This window comes from Chitinophaga agri, assembly GCF_010093065.1.
In the GTDB taxonomy this organism is placed as follows: domain Bacteria; phylum Bacteroidota; class Bacteroidia; order Chitinophagales; family Chitinophagaceae; genus Chitinophaga; species Chitinophaga agri.
Map to the genome: position 1 here is coordinate 1,856,485 of NZ_CP048113.1, position 18,783 is coordinate 1,875,267.

The following is an 18,783-nucleotide window of genomic DNA, read 5'->3' on the forward strand; positions in this document are numbered from 1 at the left end:
CTTAGGGCGGGTCTTGTTGCAACCAGGACCCGTCTTTTTTTGCTGTTGATTGTGCTACTTGTTTACTGCATAACCTGTAATTGTTCTCTCTTTTTGGTTGACATTAAAATGAACATCTGTCATTTTCTCAAGTAATTCTGTTATGGTGCTGATTTCTTTGTATTGTGGAAGGTTGGCTTCGATCTTACGATGTCTGATCTCTCCTTCAGGCAGCAAGATCTTATAGTTGTATGTTCTCTCAAGACGGTGGCAGATATCTTCCAGTGTGGTTTCAGAAAATATCAGTTCTCCATCTTTCCAGGCCGTATAGATCTCTGTATCTACTTTACGTACCCGGGTATTGTCATACGGTGCTTTGCTTGTCAGTTGATCTCCCGGTTGCAGGTAAGTGCTGTCCCCCTTATGATGCACTACTATCTTACCCTGTACCAGTGTTGCTGCGATGTTATTTTCGTACGTATTTATATTAAAAGCTGTCCCTAATACTTTTATTGATGCATGATCACTTTGCACTGTAAATGGCCGTGCTGCATCGGCTGCGACTTCAAAATAGGCCTCTCCTTCCACCGTCACAGCACGGCTGTCAGCCGGAAACACAGATGGATACCGTAGGCGGGTGTCCGCATTCAACCATACCTTTGTACCATCTGACAGCACCAGGTGATAGGTATACCCTCTGGGTACTATCAGTGTGTTATAGGAGATATGCGTTGCGGTCTGTTGACCCTGCTCATATATCAGTGCTTCATTACTGGCTATGGCGGTGCCGCTGAGCTTTCTGAGTGTATCCAGTACGATCGCTTCTCCTTCTGCTGTCAGCAATGTAATGGCAGATGGCGATTCCTTTTCGGTTGATTGTACAGCTGTTTGTCGTGGCTGTTGGTCTGCAGCTCTGAAATAATACCAGCCCCCCCCCGCCAGTAATAATACTGCAGCTGCAGCAGCGTATTTCCACATTGGGCGGACCTTGCGTCTTACCGGCATTGTCCAGTCAGGGTCCTGCTGCGTCAGCCGCTGCGTCAACGCCTCCCAGCCTTCGGCTATGTCAGCCTTCGCCCACTCCTTCAGATCCAGCTGCTCTTTCATGAACATATAGTCGCGCAGCAACGCCTGCTCTGCATCATTCAGATCAGTGTAATCCTGCGGTTGACCATTTTCCAGATAACGGAGCAGTTTATCGTTGTCGATATTCTTTTTACTGTTGTCCATGGGCTACTACTATTATGACAGGCGAGGTATAAAAAAGGGTGACTGTCCTCCGTCACTTTTTTTAAAAAAATATGGTGGTATAGAATATTTTAATGATTGTCAGTGAGATAAGCAGCTTTTCCAGCCTTTCACGTTCTTCTCTCAACGTCTCATACGCTTTGCGCAACTGGGTTTTTACGGTATTGACAGAGATTTCCAGCATCGCGGCAATTTCGCTGTACTTATAGCCATCGCCATTGCTCAGCAGGAAAATCCTGCGCCGTTGTTCCGGCAGGCGCTGTATGGCCTGTAATAATCCGGCCTTCAGCTGATCATCTTTATGTAGTATGGCATGCTCACCCTGCGGATCATAGGTCTCCGGGGCAGCAGAAGCGATAGTATGTTTGGTACGGGTAGTGTTGCTGTTGATGTAATTAATGACACCATTACGAATAGAGCGGAAGGCGTATTTTTCGAAGCTATCTGGTGTAGGTAGGGTATCCCGCTTCCCCCAGCAACGGAAAAAGAAATCCTGCACTACGTCTTTTGCTGCTTCCATATCTTTCAGGTAGCTATAGGCGAAAAGGCATAATGGTTGATAATGGTCCCTGAACAATTGTTCATACCGTTCTCTCTCTGTCCACTGCTCGTGCATCGTCTTTTTTTAGCGGAGGCACAAAATAAAGAAGAAATTAGGAATTAGAAATCAGGAATCAAGAATTGGTTTGGCGCATAGCCGTATAAAGACGCATGTAGAGATACAAGAGGCGTCATTAAACACTGATTAATAATTTATTTATAAATATGTAAATTTATAATAACCAAGCAATTCCTGGTTAAATAAAACGGCTGCTTCGTTCTCTGAAGCAGCCGTTTATCATATTCAGTTTATAACCTCGGATCTACCGGCTCACTTTCCAATGCCAGCAATCCGAACACGCACTGGTGTACTTTCCGCAATGGCTCCTTTGCTACAAAATGCTCCACCGCCTGCACACCCAGGGCAAACTCCTTCAATGCAAGCGAGCGTTTGCCACTCAGCCCTCTCTTCTTTAACCGGGTCAGATTGCCCTCCACCGTATATTCAGGGCCGTATATAATACGCAGGTATTCTCTTCCCCTGATCTTGATAGCCGGCTGCAACAAACCTTTGCTACCCCTTTCAATGAAAGACCGTGACTTGACCACCATACCTTCTCCTCCTTTTTCTGTCAGGGCTTCCCACCAGCGGACTGCAGCTGTAACACTGTCTTCGTCATCCAGGTCTACCAGCTTCCACGCTGTAGGGAACAGCGGATTGCCGTCTCCACCACAGTAACGGCCGATGGTGTCCATATGCCATACATGGTCTTTGTCAAAGTAGCTCTTGCCTTCTGTAGCTATGATATGAAAAGGTGCCAGTTGATAATCCGTCAGCGATTTTACTTCCCAGCAGTATTGTCTGTAGGCATCCCTGAACTGGTCACACATTTCGGCTCTTGCACTATAATCCTGCAATAGGGGTGCGATGCCCGGATTTTCCGTCTCCCGCAACGTCGCCACCGCTGCATGCATGGCATGTACGGCCGCCGTACCTGTTGCCGCATACTGGTGTTGAAGCAGTCCCTGCGCTTTCGCGTTCCAGGGCATCAGTTCACAGTCAAGGCATACCCAGTCGGTCTCCATCTCATCCCAGAAGTTGCGGGTGGTCAGTGCTTCCTGTACCATTGTCAGAAACGCCTGTTCCATCGTTTTGTCTGTGAAGAACGCCCTACCTGTACGGGTATAGCAGGTGCCTACGGCGCCATCGTCTATACCAAAGCGGCTGGCTATAACAGTACTGTCTTTCGCAACGATGACCACGGCCCTTGACCCCATATGCTTTTCTTCACATACCACCTGCCGGATATCGTTCTTTTTATAGTAACTGAACGCACCTGCCGGATGCTCCAGGTAGTCAGGCAATGTACTGGTTTCAGAAGGCGACATAGTTGGCGGCAGATAGATCAGCCATTTGGGATGGATGCTGAAACGACTCATTGTCTCCAGTGCAGCCGTGGTATATTCCTCACGAACGGTCACCAGATTAAGGAGACGTGTTTCAATCAGCTGTTTGCCCATCAGGTCTTCTATGTCCAGCACATCATCCTGATCATGCTGCAGGTTGTTCCCCGTACCCGGTATCCGGAGGGGACGTGCAGATTCCACGTAGGTGGCCAATGAGGGCACGTTCACCAGTTGTTTTTCAGGATAGCGCAAGGCGGTCAGTTTTCCGCCAAATACGCAACCAGTGTCTATATCTATTGTATTGTTAAACCACTGTGGTTCATACACGGGGGTATGGCCATACACTACCTGGGCTTTCCCCTTGTACCCGGCTGCCCAGTTATACCTTACCGGCAAACCAAACTCATCGATCTCTCCGGTTGTTTCACCATAGAGACAAAATTCTCTCACAGCGCCTGAGCCTCTTCCCTGCATTTCTTCCTTGAGTCCTGCATGTGCTACTACCAGCTTGCCACCATCCAGTACGTAGTGACTGATCAGGCCATCAAGGAACTGTTTCAGTTCACTGATAAAGCTGTCGTCCTCTCCTCCCAGCTGTTCTACAGTGGCTTTCAGTCCATGCGACAACTGTACGTTATTGCCCCGCAGATATTTAAGCAGTTTCATGTCATGATTGCCGGGTACACATAATGCCTGATTGCTCTTTACCGCCCGCATTACCAGCTTAAATACCGACGGACTATCCGGTCCTCTGTCACAAAGATCGCCCAGGAAGACCAGCTTTCGGCCCGGTAGTACATCCACCGTATGCGTAGCTGCGTCCACTGTGTGCCCCAGCTTTGTAAGCAGGCTACATAGTTCGGTATAACAACCATGGACATCTCCGATAATATCGAAAGGACCATGCTCAGCTTTGCGGACGTTCCACAAAGGCTCCCGCTCTATGCCTGTTACAGCAGCAACCTGTTCCTCATTACGCATTTCAAAGATCTTTCTGAACCCTTCATCTTTCAGTCTGCCAAGCCCCCGGCGTAACAGACTGATATGACTCGTCACTACATGTGCAGGCAGGTTCCTATCCGTCCGCATTTCATTGCGTTCAATACATACTTTATCCGGCATATTCAATACGATCGCTACTGGCAATGTGTGATACTCTCTGGCCAGTGCGACCAGTTTCTTTCTGTCTTCCGACCTTACATTGGTCGCATCTACTACTGTCAGCAATCCGCGCTTCAGTCTTTTACCGACAATATAAAAAAGCAGGTCGAATGCATCATCTGATGCGTCCATCGTATTTTCACTATTACTCACCATCTCCCGGCAGCTGTCACTGCTGATCACTTCACCTTTGCCAAACCATCGCCTGGCAAAAGTGCTTTTCCCTGACCCTGTGGCTCCCACTAGTACGATCAATGATAGCTCAGGCACCGTTATCTTCATATTATCCATTTAGTCGCTTATACAAATATTGAGGTTTTAATTTTCTTCTGTGACAGCCGATTTTACGAAGACAGCCATCTGTGTAGGCGCGCCAACATGCTCCGCTTCTTCTCCAACAGGTTTGATAGTATACGTATACCCATATGTCGCACTTACTTTCTCACACCATTGGGCGAATTGTGCCCGTGTCCATTCAAAACGGTGATCCCGGTGCCTCAGCAGTCCTTCGTCTTCTGTAAAAGTGACATTCCATTCCTTGTTAGGTGTAGTCACTATCAGCTTACCCGGTGCTGCATATCCGAAGACACATTTCTCCAGTGCACGCAGTCTGTCGGGATCGAGGTGTTCAATCACTTCTACCAGGGCTGCTGCATCAAAACCTTCTATCCGGCGGTCTCTGTATACCAGCGAACCCAGGATCATTTTCAGCCGCTTTTTCTGATTATCTGGCAACTGATCATATCGTAGTCTGCTATAGGCTATTTCCAGACTGCGGGACGACACATCCATACCGGTAATATGCGTCAGTTGCGGGTATTGCAGCAGGAGCTTTAGCAGCTTCCCTTCTCCGCAACCCAGATCTACAACCGATTTAACGGGTGTACTTAACAGCTCTTCGCATACCTGCTGTAACCTGGATGCATGTAAGGTAGGCTTAGGCAGTTCCGGTTCACGGGCGATTTCCCCATTCAGGATCTCTTCCGGCAGATCATCCTTCATCAGCATTGTCATCGCATCATTCAGCAACGTGGACTTATGGCGGAGGTAACGCTTTGTGATCAGCTCACGCTCCGGATGTATCTCCAGCCAGCCTTTCCCTTTTACCAGCAGTTTATCTACCTCTTCCCGGTTGATGAAGTAATGCTTGTCGTTATCCAGCACTGGCAGCAGAATATACAGATGGGACAATAATAGCTGCAATGTGATCGTATTTGTCAGGGTGACATTGAAGTAGTTGCTTTTGCCCCATCCGGGGAAGTTTGGATCCAGCGCATGCTGTTCTGCCGCAATCGTATAACCCAGCGGCGCAAATAACTTACGTAATACGACTTCACCACCGCTGACACGCAACACTGATATTTTCACTTCCAGTGGTAATGGCAGATCCACCAGTTCCTGTTTATCCTTACACTTGCCATTCAGTGCAGAAGTATATGCTTTTGAAATCGCATTACTCATGATGGAAGAGGCAACGTATGGCCGGTCATTTACGTATTGTTCCAATGCAAAAGCATTGCCAGCGGGACCACCGTTGGGGCGTACCAGCCCAACAGGATCAATATCCAGTAACAATGCGCAGGTGCATTCCTGCTCATTTGCCACAGGATAAAATATATGTGCTTTCCCTTTCGCCAGTTCTATCTCCTGCACCTTCGCCGGATGCTTGTGCAGCAGGTAGCCCAGGTCCGTCGCGGGTGTATGTCTCGTTGTAATCGTTAGTAACATCTTATTTATTATTGTCAGTGTAAAGATGTGGAGCATGTGCGTAGTCTTTTTGCGCAGGCCCTGATTATTTTCTAAAGACGTTCCACATGAACCACTATCAATTGACAATCAACACCTGTTTCTATCTGTGAAGTCCCTGATTCAGTTTCCAGATCACAAAAAAACCTATCGCAGCCAGGATAAAATACACCCACCACCATTTGACCATATGTGGTGTCGTATCATCGTGTTCGTCATGATCGTGGTCATGCTCATGTTCATCAGATTCCTCGTAATACATGAAGATCTCCCAGTAGTAGTTCTCTACTTCAGCTTCCGTCAGCGTTCTCTCGGTACCATCTTTTTGATAGCGGGTACCAACTAGTAACCCCAGCTCATTTTTCTCGATCAGTTCATCCAGCGCGCGCACCAGTTGCGCCCCTTCTTCATTGGAAAGCGGCCCGTTTTCCAGGTATTTTTTCAGTTGTTCCCTGATTTCTTGTAATTCCATACGCCAATTTATAAAACATTCCGCACCAGCGGCTATTTCCTGCATGATAACTTGTCATCACATTCCTATTGCCATATTGGAAATAGCAGGTACCTTTAAGCTGAAAACTCAACAGGATATGCAATTCAGACAAATACCCCCACCGGCATACCTGAAAGACTATATTCGGTATTTCTGGGTAATGGAAAGTCACGATACCAACGTTTCCGCCGCCACTTTCCGCACCATTGCGGACGGCAGTCCCGGACTTATTTTCCAGCACCCCGGGCAGGGCGTCCTGTTTCAGAATAACAAACAATTGCCCGGTACCATTCTCTACGGACAAGCCACCCGCCATGCCGAGCTCCGGATCAGTGGCAGTTTCAACACCATTGGCATCTTCTTTTATCCGCATGCACTCAAGACCATCTTTGGACTCAATGCCAATGAACTCACGGATAGTTGCCTGGATCTTGATCTGCTGTCGGGCGCTAAAGATTATCACCTGTCCGCCCAACTGACCGATCTCACTTCTTGCGGGGACAGAATAGATACAATCTGCTCCTTCCTGCTAGCACAGCTTACCCGGCATGACCAATATGCTGACAAGGCTATGTACCATGCACTGGAACGCATCAGAGAGGCCAACGGCAATATCTCAGTGAAAATACTACGGGAGGAATTACAGTTGTCCGAGAGAAGCTTTGAACGAAAGTTCAAGCAACATGTAGGCGTAACACCGAAACTCTTCGCAAGGATCGCACAGTTCCAGGCTAGCATGCAACTACTCCGCCAGCGCGATTATAATAAGCTGTCCGATATTGCTTTTGAAAATGACTATGCGGATCAGTCCCACTTCATACGCGCCTTTAAAGAATTTGCCGGCACGTCTCCCTTCCAGTTCAGAAAACAATCCGAAGAACTGATAGACAACTTGTCTATTATCACAAAATAGGCAATGCATTGCCCGGCCAGGTAGTCTTACAGATGGCCTGTTGACTGGCATCTACAAAAAAGAATCTCCGGCTACAGAGAAAAAACTAAAAATGAAGATCTCGCGGGCAGATGTGGCGGGCTTTATGTTGCATCAGCTCACGGATAATACGTATCTGCATAATACGGCAGGATTGTCTTACTAACTTACTCCAATGCTTCTGCCTGCCTTACGTGGCATAGTTTTTCGTGCCAATACGCTGGAATCGACGTTTGTAAAACACATAAAATGCAGGATATGAAAGCAATTGAAATACATTCATTCGGCGGGCCGGAAGTATTGCAGGTTGAAGAAGTACCAATCCCTGACATCAGGACGGATGAAGTCCTGGTGAGGGTGTATGCAACGAGCGTAAATCCGGTGGACTGGAAAATCAGAGAAGGACATATGGGTGACCGCAATCTGCCTTTCGTGCCGGGCTGGGACCTGTCTGGTGTGGTAGAAGAAACCGGCATAGATGTCAAAGACTTTAAAAAAGGAGATGAAGTGTACACCCGGCCTGACGTTAAACGTGATGGTACCTACGCAGAGTATATCTGTGTAAAAGCAAGCGAACTGGCCCGTAAGCCGGACTCCATTGATCATGTGAATGCGGCCGCTATTCCGTTGGCAGGACTGACCGCCTGGCAATGCCTCTTTACCCATGGACATCTGGAATCCGGACAGAAAGTACTGATACATGGCGCTTCGGGTGGTGTAGGCACCTTTGCCGTGCAGTTTGCCAAGTGGAAAGGCGCGTATGTGATGGCGACTGCATCTGAAAAGAACCATGCTTTTCTGAAAGAGCTGGGCGCAGATGAAGTGATCGACTATCATCAGCCAGGTTATGAAGACACGATCAGCAGTGTCAATCTGGTCATCGATACCATCGGTGGCGAAACACAGCAGCATTCCTTACGTTATATCATGCCCGGCGGCACACTGGTGACTACCCTGAAACCGGAGAACCATGCAGTGTTCGAAGAAAAAGGAATACGACTTACCGGAATGATGACGACCACTGATACAGACGACCTGGCGGCTATCGCGAAACTGGTAGATGAAGGGAAAGTGAAACCGGTGATTGCAGCAGTGCTACCACTTGAAGAGGCGGAAAAAGCACAGCGCATCAATGAGGAAGGCCATGTAAGAGGGAAGATTGTATTGAAGGTAACACCACACCATTAAACTATTTTCTACAATACAATCTCTTTACCTACCTCCAGCTCATACGCCTCTTTATCTTTCTCAAAGATCCTTGCGGACAAAGCTCCTTCCAGCGTGATCCGTTTATCTTTTATCCTGATCCAGCTGCCTTCTCTTAATCCTAATACCGGCAGATCCTGCTGTACCTGAAACTCCCTGATACGCGTCTCTCTCGTTTCCCCCATATGTGGCAGATCGGGGATCGGATCCAGGTAATGCGGATTGAGATTGAACGGGATAAGCCCCATCGTCTGGAAACTAGGTGGATATACGATCGGCATATCATTTGTCGTCTGCATATTCACACCCCCGATGTTACTACCTGCACTGGTGCCCATATATGGTTTGCCCTTCTCCACTTCTGTACGTAATACATCCATCAGTCCCAGATCGTGCAATTGTTTCACCAGCAGGAAGGTATTACCTCCGCCCGTAAAAAAAGCCTGTCCGTTCCTGATCGCATCCGCTGGCTGTGTGAATGTATGCAAGCCGCGTAGCGTAAAACCGGCTGCTGCAAAAACACCAGCTGCCTTTTCGGTATATGCATCATGAGAAATACCACCCGGACGGGCGTAAGGAATAAAGATCACTTCCGTAACACCGGCAAACAACTCCTTCATCACTGGTAGCAGGTAAGAAAGGTACGACTCTCCATGTAATGTAGAAGTACTGGCTAAAAGGACATTTTTCATAGGATGCAAGATAAAGAGATAACGGGAATTTAGGGACAGGTAAGAATTCAAATACACTAGTCAGGGTAAAATTAAATCGAACGAACTTATTTCTGAAAAAAGTCGTGGTTGATTACCTGGATGTAGTTTGCCTTTTATCCTTAAATATGAATCAGCAGTCATGTGGGAAATATCGGCCATCTTGTAGTGTTCTGCATTTAATATAATGCGGGCGCGGATAACCTCACTATCTTTATATAAATTCAAAACAACCTCGCCAGATCTTTTGTTATCACTCCCCATATCCCCGGCGAGATGCTCAACCGTGGCCATAAAAACATCCTCTAATTCTTGTTGCTCAGAGCTCTTCAATTCCCTTCCAACATCGTCAATTCGGGAAAAATAGTCTTTCTGTATCTTTATTTGATGTTGAACTGCAAAACCTGAAGGCAAACCAACTGATGCTGCCCATTTAAAGTCTACATATAAATCAAAATCGTCGTGCTCCTCCTTGAAATTTGTTATAGCCTTACACAGGTTAGACGAAATTTGAGGATTGCGCTCACTTTTAATTTTATCTATTAATTTATCTGATGTATCCGTTTGAATAGCAGACACCAGTTTATTTAATCCACGATACAAAGCAGGAACGTCTTAATCTCTATCTTTATTCCGCCAATAATGCCGGCGTTCTCAAACGTTCTAATTTTATATTGTTTTGTGTAGAGTTACGTTAAAACGCCTCTCCCAGGTTAATACTAAACCTGCTACCATACCTGCTGAAGCCATAATCCAAGGCAATATTCGTATTGGATTTCTTGTTGAATTTGAGACGCAGACCGCCGCCTGCTGCAGGATGGAAAGGGGTAAACTTATACCCATCCGGATGGGTGACCGTATTCATATTGGCAAACACCACAAACCCCAGCAGGCCATTCTTCGTAATATCCCTGCGGTATTCCGCTTCCAGGTCTATCAGCCCTTTCCCGCGGAACCGGTTCTGCTCCATCCCTCTGCCACTGCGAAAGGCAGGGTCCCAACCAATACTGGGTAAATCCAGGTAGGGCGTCTTACTGTTCAGTGACGTCCAGTAGAACCCCCAGAAGGCAAGCACGTTCTGTTCCCTGGCATTACCCAGGTGAATATATTTCCGGTAATCCAGGTACAGTGACTGCCAGGACGCGCTACTCCCAAGGAACTGAGGATTGACCCTGAAAACGGCGTTAAAGTAATGTCCTGACTGTGGATTGATAGAGTTCTGACGGGAATCTTTCAACAGGTTCAGGGAAACGCCGGAAGAAACCGTCTGCCGGCCGTCAGTACCATATTTGTAGCCTACAAATTTGGGTAACTGTACACTGTCATTGGAACGGATCCCGATATTGGAATGCCAGTCCAGGTGATAACCAACCCCTACCAGCCACTCTTTGGTAACTCTCCGGTAAAACGTCTCGTATATCCGCAGGTAATTGTTGCCCAGCAACTGCTTCTCCTCCTCCGGTACGCCATTCCCGACTCCCCAGGTATACTGCGGATTGATAATAAACCGGATATCTCCAGACATATTATAGTTATTATCCAGCATCCAGATGTTAGACCTTAACGCAAACGAAAAGCGCCCTTTGAAAGAAAAGGACGGGGAAAACGAAACGTTAGACAGGTTAGTCGTACGTCGTGGTCCCAGGTAAAAGGCGGCGTTCGTAGAGGTGATCAATGCCACGCCACCACCCGGTATATTGGAAGGGGCAGGCAACAACGAATAGTATATCCTGCGTTTTCCTTTTTTAGGCGGTTTGGCCTTGTATTTTACCACGCTCTTAAAAACGTCTATCACATCCTTGTGCGGCACAGTATCTTCGTCCGGCTCGTCATCCCACGGGCGGGGCTTATGCTGTGCAGCTACCCAGCACGGCAGGGCTAAAAACAATAAAATTATCAGTGCGAGCTTATTCATCAGGTTTCAGCGATCTGTTTCTAACAGCATACCTGTATAAGCGTCTAAATATTGTGCCAGTGGAAGAACCGCCACACCCGGAACTTACGCCACCGCTGCCCCGATTTTCACTTTCGCGACGTCAAAAGCGCCACCAGTCCGGCGCTGGCCATTATAACGCCCGCCAGGAAAGGAAATCCCGCCCCAACCAGGTCTTCCATTGAACTGGAAAAAAGGAAAGGTAAACAAAACAGCATACCGAAAGAACCCGCCGCAATGGCGGTATACACCCCGAAACGGGTCTCTGTACGTATATCCAATAGCTCCTGTCTTTGCGGTGTATAACTGAATACGACTTCCCATAAAGTGCTGGTACAGCACATCGCATATTCTTCTATTGTCCAGGTGCTGATCGGCTTCACCTGACGACCATTCTGGAAATCTTTGTAAAAAGTACGCCACAGATCGGGTAACAACAGCGCCCCGAAAACGACAATGGCCAATACGTACTCATGAAACGATTTACGGATGATCCATCCTGCGGCTGTTTGTAAAATATTCACAGCTAACTGCCACTGTTTGCTGTAAATAAACTAAAAACCTCATATATTAGTACGACCTTGTGATTTCTATGAAGCGACTATATACCCTGCTGCTGCCCCTGTTATTCCTGCTGCTCCGGTCATCCGCACAGCAGACCACACCACTACCTATCGGTGTCGTACAGCATTTTCAATCGGCTATACTCAATGAAAAAAGGCAACTGAATATCTATCTGCCCCAGGACTATCAGCATACATCCAGGACCTACCCTGTGATCTATCTGCTGGACGGTGGTATGGAAGAAGATTTCCTGCACATCACAGGACTCACGCAGTTTCTGACCATGATCGATACACTCCCGCCGAGTATCGTTGTAGGTATCGTTAATACCGACAGGAAAAGAGATTATACCTTCCCCACAACCATATCGGGCGACAAAAAAAAGTTCCCCACCACGGGAGGATCTGCTAACTTCATCTCCTGCCTGGAAAAAGAAATACAACCGCTGATCAGGAAACAATACCGGGTCAATGACACCACTACCCTGATCGGACAATCGCTTGGCGGATTACTCGCCACTGAAATACTACTGAAACATCCGGGCCTGTTTATGAATTATGCCATCATCAGCCCCAGCCTCTGGTGGAATGGCGGATCACTGCTGACTGAAGCTCCTTACCTGTTTGCAGCAACACCCGATGTACCGACACATATATTCGTCGCCGTAGGACAGGAACATGAGCAGATGATGGATGCTGCCAGTGAGCTCGGCGCGATCTTCCAGGCCTCCAAAAAGAAAAACCTTTATGCGCAGTTTGTCTTCATGCCTAAAGAAAATCACCTGACCATCCTCCACAACGCTGTATACAAAGCACTCGAGGTATTCAATACAAAACGTCGCTGATGAACGAAAACAATACGCGTATAGCTTATAAAGAACAAACTATATGGACGGCCAAAAGTTACTGTGACCTCCTGTTATTATTGCTGACGGAAGAGAGTTCTACAGCAGCGTACGATGATGACAGGCAATTATACACCTATCTCGTAAAAAAACTACGGGGATACTATGAAGCAGACCTGAACAGCATTCTGGCAGCACAACACATTACCGGCCAGATGGAAAAGATGCTGGGACATATCATCACACGCATCAAACAGGCCGATAAACAATACTGCTATCACTGGCGGCAACAACTCTTTAGCCACTATCTCGCCAGTGATCCTTCAATAGATAAAAAAACAGCAGGCAGGTTACTAGCTGAGTTGCCCGACATGACCGATCCTGCCATATCCCAACTACTGCATAAAGTGCTCCGGCTGATCAGAGGGGAATATATCTTCGAAACAGTACCAGTGGTCACCTTCGAACAGCTGACCGGCCGCTGGCAGGCAACGGCAGATAAGACCACGCCGCAGTATGATATTAATTTTAATATGCTGGATGATCTCAGTCCCTCCTCCAGCCCGATTGTGCTGTCCATTCAACCGGTAGCAGATACCTTTTCCCTGCAGATAGATATACCGGTTACTAACTGGGCTACACGCAGCACTGGCGTTTTACAGTGGATTGCCGGCACGGCGGATATTAAAGAAGGGTGCATCTTTGTACAGGAAACTGGAAGGGCAGTATGTCAAATACCAGTAATAGAGCTGGGAGCCGACCACTTTGATACCTTCCTTTTTCATACCGAACTGAGATTCAAAAAGATATAGCGGAAAAATGGACCGACCTGCAAACAGCAGGACCTACCGGTATATCTTCCGTCCCTTCTGCACCAACTCCTTCTCTGTCAAATACTTAATTGCTCTTATTACCGTCTCTACCCGTAATCCGGTCAGATCAGCTATTTGCTGCCGCGTCAGGTTGACAGGGTATAATTTACCGGAATAACCATCCCGTTCCTTTAGGAAATCTATTAGGGTGATAATACGATGACTGGCATCATACAGGCTGATCTCCTTCGCTATCATGGACTTAAAATAGATACGTTCAGACAGGCTCTTCACCAGCTGCAGCTGTAACGTGAAATGCTGCGACAGCAAGTCCAGCAGCTTCGTCTTTTCCAGCACGATCACGTCACAGTCAGTTAGCGCGATCGCAGATGCGGGATATGCCACATCGAGGAACAAAGGTGGTTCTGCAAAACTGTTCCCCTCTTTAAAAATGCCCTGAATAAATTCCTGCCCGTTCTCACCGGTATTGACCATCTTCACTTCTCCGCCGACTACCTGGTAATAAAACCTGGCATGACCGCCTTCCTCCAGGATCGTCTCTCCCTTTTTATATCCACGTATGACGCCACCTGCCTGTATGAGTAATTCGTAATCCAGCATTTTTTGTGTTTATGATCCAGGTCATAAACCCGGGTCTGAATGATTTGTTCCTTTGTGTTATAAAAATACACATTTATGGAAACGCTTCATATCAACTTAAAAGATAAAAACAACGCTGGCAATATAATCGCAAAACGTTACACCAGCGCACAGGCGCAAACTTACACACCCGAAGCGCAGGCACTGACACTGTGGCAAAAATTCATGCGTTACGCGGAGGCACAACAGGTGAACCGGTTTGCTTGGCTGGCCTTCTCTTTCTTCATGCAGGGCTGTGTACTGGTACCTATCACGCTACTCATCGTCGTACATCGTGGTAATCCATTTGAACTATGGATCCCTACGCTGGTCGCATTCGTAGTAACCGAGACCACCAATCTCGCGGCCATGCCCACCAGGATCACCGTCCCTGTATTCTGGGCAAGCGTGATCGTCGACCTGCTGGTCATTGCCACCGCCTTCCTTTTGTACTAAAGACATATACATTATACTATGAAACACGATATCACTACCATTGAAGACGTACAACTGCTGGTCAATACATTCTATTCACGCGTCAGGGAAGACGCGGCACTCGGATATATCTTCGATGGAGTAGCAAAAGTAAACTGGGAAAAACACCTGCCTGTCATGCACAGCTTCTGGGAAACAGTACTATTTGGCAAGGCTTCATTCAAAGGCAATCCGTTAGCGAAGCATACCGCACTGAATGCAAAGACACCGCTCACAGAAGCGCATTTCTCTACCTGGCTGGCCCTCTGGCATCAGACAATTGAAGATCTGTTTGAAGGTCCTGTAGCGCAGAGTGCCAAGAGTAAAGCGGAACTGATGAAGATATTGATGCTGGGAAAGATACAGCAGGAAGGCAGGATCCCGATAGTTAATTAGAAATTGGGAATTTTTTATACTACATGTCTTAATATAAACTAAGAGCGTTCCTTACACCAACGGGGAACGCTCTTTGCTATTATGACTTACAATTAGTATCAATAATTCCCAATTCCTGATTCCTGATTCCTGATTATATCTAGCATTATCTTTGCACATCTCTGTAAAGCTAATCCATGCCAGCCATGACTAAGAAACACCTGTCTTTATTCGCACTACTTCTTTCAGTAGGTCACTATGCATTTTCACAGCAATCGCCTGCCGCCATTCCTGTTCAGTTTACGCTGAAACAACCCGGTTACGTGACACTTGTTATTGAAAACAGTGATGGTACAAGGGTGCGGAACCTGATATCCGAAACCTATTTTCCCGCAGGCAATAATACCGTACAGTGGGACGGACTGGATGACCTGGGCAGGGATGCCGACGGCGCCAAACACGGGGTGTACAATGTACCCGGTAAAATGGTGTCGCCAGGACAGTACAAGGTACGCGGACTGATCAGAGGCGCTATCCACGCCTATTATGAAATGGCCACCTACTCACCCGGTACGCCCCCCTGGCGAACCGAAGACCATACCGGTGCATGGCTCGCTAACCATACGCCGCCGCAGGCCGCCCTGTTCGTACCGGCCAAAGCCTCTCCAACCGGACAACCGGCCGTACTGCTGGGCTGTTACGTCACCGAAGGTCCTGACGGCCTGGCATGGGTAGATATGAACGGCCGTAAACGCGGCGGACGTAACTGGGTAGGTGGTGCCTGGACAGCCGCCCCCTTCATTGCTGCGGATAATGGTCCGAAGGCTATTGCTGGCAATGATATCTATGTAGTGTCTGCCTGGGAAACCGATAAACAGTCTGGCATGGCAGAGTTAAGACTGAACGCGCTGAGTACAGGAAAGAAGAATGATTACAACGTCAAACAGGTCATAAAACGTTCTATCGGTGCTATTCCTCTGGACGAAGTGAAAGAGACGATTACAGGTTTTGCCGTGAACAATGGCATAGCCCTGATCAGCATGGCCGGTAAGAATCGTATATTGATTGCCGATATAGCTAAAAGCAAGCTGACGGATAGTATCAAAGCCAACGCGCCCACCGGCATGTGTTATGATAAAGACGGCCGGTTACTTTTACTCGCCGGTAATCAGCTGATCCGCTTCGCTGGCTCCCTGCCAGATAATAAAGGGCAGACAATCATCAGCAGCGGACTGGAAGCCCCTGTCGCGCTCACACTTGATAATAACGGCCGTATCTATATCAGTGATCGTGGTAAAAGTCACACGGTCAAAGTATTTTCTCCGGAAGGAAAGTTCATCCGGCAGATCGGTTCCCCGGGAGCACCTGCTGCCGGACCGTACGATCCACAGCATATGAACAATCCCGCAGGTATCACCATCGATGCACAACAGCAACTATGGGTTACGGAGAACGACTTCCTGCCCAAAAGGGTCAGCGTTTGGTCGCTTGAAGGAAAACTGATACGTGCATTTTATGGCCCACCAAAATATGGAGGTGGCGGCACCCTCGACCCGCAGGATAAGCGCCGGTTCTATTATACCGAAGAAAGTAAAGGCGCTATGGAATTTGCGCTGAACTGGCAAACCGGTACTTCGGCTGTGAAACAGATTTACTACCGCCCTGACGGGAACGATCTGTCCCTGGCCTTCCGTAGCGCTGCGCCCGAGACACCGCTTTATTACAACGGACAACAATACTTCACTAACTGCTACAACAGTAGCCCGACCAACGGCTGGAGCACCGCTTTTCTTTTTATTAAACGTAATGGAATAGCCATTCCAGTAGCCGCTATGGGTCAGGCGTCTCAATGGGACGTGCTGAAAGGGAATGCATTTACATCCGGCTGGCCACAGGGTGTGGACCTGAACGCTAAAGGAAACTCCGCCCAGGCGTTTTTCATCTGGCAGGACCTGAATAGCGATGGACAGGCACAGCCCGGTGAAGTGAAATACCAGAAAGCCGTGACCGGCGGCGTGACCATCATGCCGGACCTCTCGTTCTGTATATCCCGCATCAACGATAAAGCTATGCGGTTTGCGCCATCCGGCGTGTCAAAAGCAGGTGTACCGATGTATGACATTACGAAGGGACAGGTACTGGCAACTGGCGTACAAACCCCTGCGTCTTCCGGCGGAGATCAGGTGCTGGACGGACCGGACGGCTGGAGCGTGATCACATTAGGTGTGAAACCATATGCGCAGCTATCCCTTAGTGGTGTCAAGAACGGTGTGCCTATGTGGAGCTATCCAAACCTATGGCCGGGACTACACGCTTCCCATAATGCACCGGAAGCAGACAAACCAGGAGAGATCATCGGTGCAACGCGTTTGCTGGGCGGGCTCTTTGAAGTGAAGAGCTCCGGCGCAGGCCCACTGTGGGCTATCAATGGTAATCACGGTAACGTATATATCTTCACAGCAGATGGTTTGTTTGTGGCCACTTTATTTGAAGGCATGAGAAGCGGACAGCAATGGCGTATGCCTACTGGTAAACGTAATATGTCACTCGATAAAATTACACTCGGCGAAGAAAACTTCTGGCCAGGTATCACAGCGACAGCAGACGGCAAGGTGTATCTGGTGGATGGTGCACGCAGCGCCGTCGTGCGACTGGATGGACTGGAAAGTATCACCCGGCTACCGGATATGAATATTACGGTGAACCAGTCTTCCATTAACCGTAGTCTTGCAGCCATTTCGGGGCCTGTTGCAACAGCACAGGCGGGTGCACAGAAAGTATTACAGGTAAATATCAGCACACAAAAACCGGTGGTTGACGGTAAACTGAACGATTGGGCGCAGGCATCCTGGGCTGATATTGACAAACGTGGTGTGAAAGGCAACTTCAATACCAACTCAAAACCCTACGATGTCACCGGCGCACTGATGGTATCAAACGGCAGGTTATATGCAGCCTTCCGCACCGGCAACGCAAAGCTGGCAGATAATTCCGGAGAGATGCCACTGGCACTTTTTAAAACCGGTGGGGCACTGGATATTATGATCGGCAGTACCAATGCGAAAGCCGATCCGGCAAGACGCACAGCGGTAGCAGGCGATTACCGGCTGCTGGTAAGTGTCGTGAATGGTAAGCCACAGGCCCTGTTGTATAAAGCCGTTGTTCCTGGTACGAAGGCGGAAGATAAGGTACCTTTCTCCTCTCCTTCCCGTACCATTACATTCGATCAGGTGGACAATATCACCGGTCAGTTGCAATTTGCCGGTTCTGAGGGCAATTTCGAGCTTTCTGTGCCATTGTCGGCACTAGATATCCAACCGGGAGACGGACAGCAAATTAAGGGGGATATAGGCATTTTAAGAGGCAGCAACGGCGAGACGACCTCCCGCCTCTACTGGAGTAACAAATCCACGGGCATCACTTCGGATGTGCCGTCAGAGGCTACATTGTCTCCCGGCTTATGGGGAACCTTCCTCTTCAAACGAAAATAGTGTGACGGGAAAGAGGTGAAAAAACTATCACCCCAACGAGGCTGTGAGCCGTATAAGACGTTGATATACAATCACCAATGTCCATCACTGCTATTCAGGGTGAACAAGCAACGAACTAGCGGCGAACTAGCGACGAACAAGCGACGAACAGGCAACACGGAGTATTGGACCACGATTGATATTATTTTCGCTTTGCGCCGTTGCCGTTTTCCTGACACGGGACAACAAAA

The 18,783-nt window shown here is 48.1% G+C and carries 17 protein-coding genes; 7 read left to right on the top strand and 10 right to left on the bottom strand.

Going from position 1 to position 18,783, the window contains the following annotated elements; all coding sequences use genetic code 11:
- Positions 1–54: 54 nt before the first annotated feature.
- From GWR21_RS07050 to GWR21_RS07070, 5 genes are all read right to left on the bottom strand, one after another.
- Positions 55–1,209: a FecR family protein gene (locus GWR21_RS07050; RefSeq protein ID WP_162331042.1), complete on the bottom strand. Its 1,155-nt coding sequence runs from the start codon at positions 1,207–1,209 to the stop codon at positions 55–57.
- 61 nt (positions 1,210–1,270) lie between these two features.
- Complete coding sequence (locus tag GWR21_RS07055; RefSeq protein WP_162331043.1) at positions 1,271–1,843, bottom strand: RNA polymerase sigma-70 factor; 573 nt, start codon at positions 1,841–1,843, stop codon at positions 1,271–1,273.
- A 233-nt stretch (positions 1,844–2,076) separates the two neighbouring features.
- Positions 2,077–4,617: a polynucleotide kinase-phosphatase gene (locus tag GWR21_RS07060; protein ID WP_162331044.1), complete on the bottom strand. Its 2,541-nt coding sequence runs from the start codon at positions 4,615–4,617 to the stop codon at positions 2,077–2,079.
- 36 nt (positions 4,618–4,653) lie between these two features.
- The gene (locus tag GWR21_RS07065; protein ID WP_162331045.1) at positions 4,654–6,063 is read right to left on the bottom strand and encodes a 3' terminal RNA ribose 2'-O-methyltransferase Hen1; all 1,410 of its coding nucleotides are present in this window, start codon (positions 6,061–6,063) and stop codon (positions 4,654–4,656) included.
- A gap of 121 nt (positions 6,064–6,184) precedes the next feature.
- Positions 6,185–6,553, bottom strand: a complete 369-nt coding sequence (locus GWR21_RS07070; RefSeq protein WP_162331046.1) for a hypothetical protein — start codon at positions 6,551–6,553, stop codon at positions 6,185–6,187.
- A 118-nt stretch (positions 6,554–6,671) separates the two neighbouring features.
- Between GWR21_RS07070 and GWR21_RS07075 the strand changes: the two genes are divergently transcribed.
- Both GWR21_RS07075 and GWR21_RS07080 read left to right on the top strand, forming a co-directional pair.
- A complete protein-coding gene (locus GWR21_RS07075; RefSeq protein WP_162331047.1) occupies positions 6,672–7,487 on the top strand; it encodes a helix-turn-helix transcriptional regulator in 816 nt (271 codons plus the stop codon).
- Between the two features lie 276 nt (positions 7,488–7,763).
- Positions 7,764–8,693 (top strand): NADP-dependent oxidoreductase, encoded by a 930-nt coding sequence (locus GWR21_RS07080; RefSeq protein ID WP_162331048.1) that lies wholly within the window; start codon positions 7,764–7,766, stop codon positions 8,691–8,693.
- 8 nt (positions 8,694–8,701) lie between these two features.
- Here the strand turns inward: GWR21_RS07080 and pepE are convergent, their stop codons facing one another.
- The 4 genes from pepE to GWR21_RS07100 all read right to left on the bottom strand — a co-directional run bounded on the left by pepE (position 8,702) and on the right by GWR21_RS07100 (position 11,878).
- Positions 8,702–9,403 carry a dipeptidase PepE gene (gene pepE / locus GWR21_RS07085; protein WP_162331049.1) on the bottom strand — a complete coding sequence of 234 codons (702 nt, stop codon included), beginning with the start codon at positions 9,401–9,403 and terminating at the stop codon, positions 8,702–8,704.
- A gap of 60 nt (positions 9,404–9,463) precedes the next feature.
- A complete protein-coding gene (locus GWR21_RS07090) occupies positions 9,464–10,000 on the bottom strand; it encodes a hypothetical protein (RefSeq protein WP_162331050.1) in 537 nt (178 codons plus the stop codon).
- Between the two features lie 115 nt (positions 10,001–10,115).
- Entirely contained in the window at positions 10,116–11,336 is a 1,221-nt protein-coding gene (locus GWR21_RS07095) for a BamA/TamA family outer membrane protein (RefSeq protein WP_162331051.1), read from the bottom strand.
- 107 nt (positions 11,337–11,443) lie between these two features.
- Positions 11,444–11,878: a hypothetical protein gene (locus tag GWR21_RS07100; protein ID WP_162331052.1), complete on the bottom strand. Its 435-nt coding sequence runs from the start codon at positions 11,876–11,878 to the stop codon at positions 11,444–11,446.
- A 68-nt stretch (positions 11,879–11,946) separates the two neighbouring features.
- On the opposite strand from GWR21_RS07100, the gene GWR21_RS07105 reads away from it, so the two are divergent.
- Both GWR21_RS07105 and GWR21_RS07110 read left to right on the top strand, forming a co-directional pair.
- The gene (locus GWR21_RS07105; protein WP_162331053.1) at positions 11,947–12,762 is read left to right on the top strand and encodes an alpha/beta hydrolase; all 816 of its coding nucleotides are present in this window, start codon (positions 11,947–11,949) and stop codon (positions 12,760–12,762) included.
- Positions 12,762–13,574, top strand: a complete 813-nt coding sequence (locus tag GWR21_RS07110) for a hypothetical protein (protein WP_162331054.1) — start codon at positions 12,762–12,764, stop codon at positions 13,572–13,574. Before GWR21_RS07105 ends, GWR21_RS07110 begins: the two co-directional genes overlap by 1 nt.
- A 33-nt stretch (positions 13,575–13,607) precedes the next feature.
- On the opposite strand, the gene GWR21_RS07115 is transcribed toward GWR21_RS07110, so the two are convergent.
- Complete coding sequence (locus tag GWR21_RS07115) at positions 13,608–14,195, bottom strand: Crp/Fnr family transcriptional regulator (protein WP_162331055.1); 588 nt, start codon at positions 14,193–14,195, stop codon at positions 13,608–13,610.
- 75 nt (positions 14,196–14,270) lie between these two features.
- Between GWR21_RS07115 and GWR21_RS07120 the strand changes: the two genes are divergently transcribed.
- The 3 genes from GWR21_RS07120 to GWR21_RS07130 all read left to right on the top strand — a co-directional run bounded on the left by GWR21_RS07120 (position 14,271) and on the right by GWR21_RS07130 (position 18,553).
- Positions 14,271–14,669 carry a hypothetical protein gene (locus tag GWR21_RS07120; RefSeq protein WP_162331056.1) on the top strand — a complete coding sequence of 133 codons (399 nt, stop codon included), beginning with the start codon at positions 14,271–14,273 and terminating at the stop codon, positions 14,667–14,669.
- A gap of 18 nt (positions 14,670–14,687) precedes the next feature.
- Positions 14,688–15,083, top strand: coding sequence for a group III truncated hemoglobin (locus GWR21_RS07125; RefSeq protein WP_162331057.1), 396 nt, complete (start codon positions 14,688–14,690; stop codon positions 15,081–15,083).
- A gap of 185 nt (positions 15,084–15,268) precedes the next feature.
- On the top strand, positions 15,269–18,553 hold the full coding sequence (locus GWR21_RS07130) for a hypothetical protein (protein ID WP_162331058.1): 3,285 nt from the start codon (positions 15,269–15,271) through the stop codon (positions 18,551–18,553).
- The last annotated feature ends 230 nt before the right edge of the window (positions 18,554–18,783 follow it).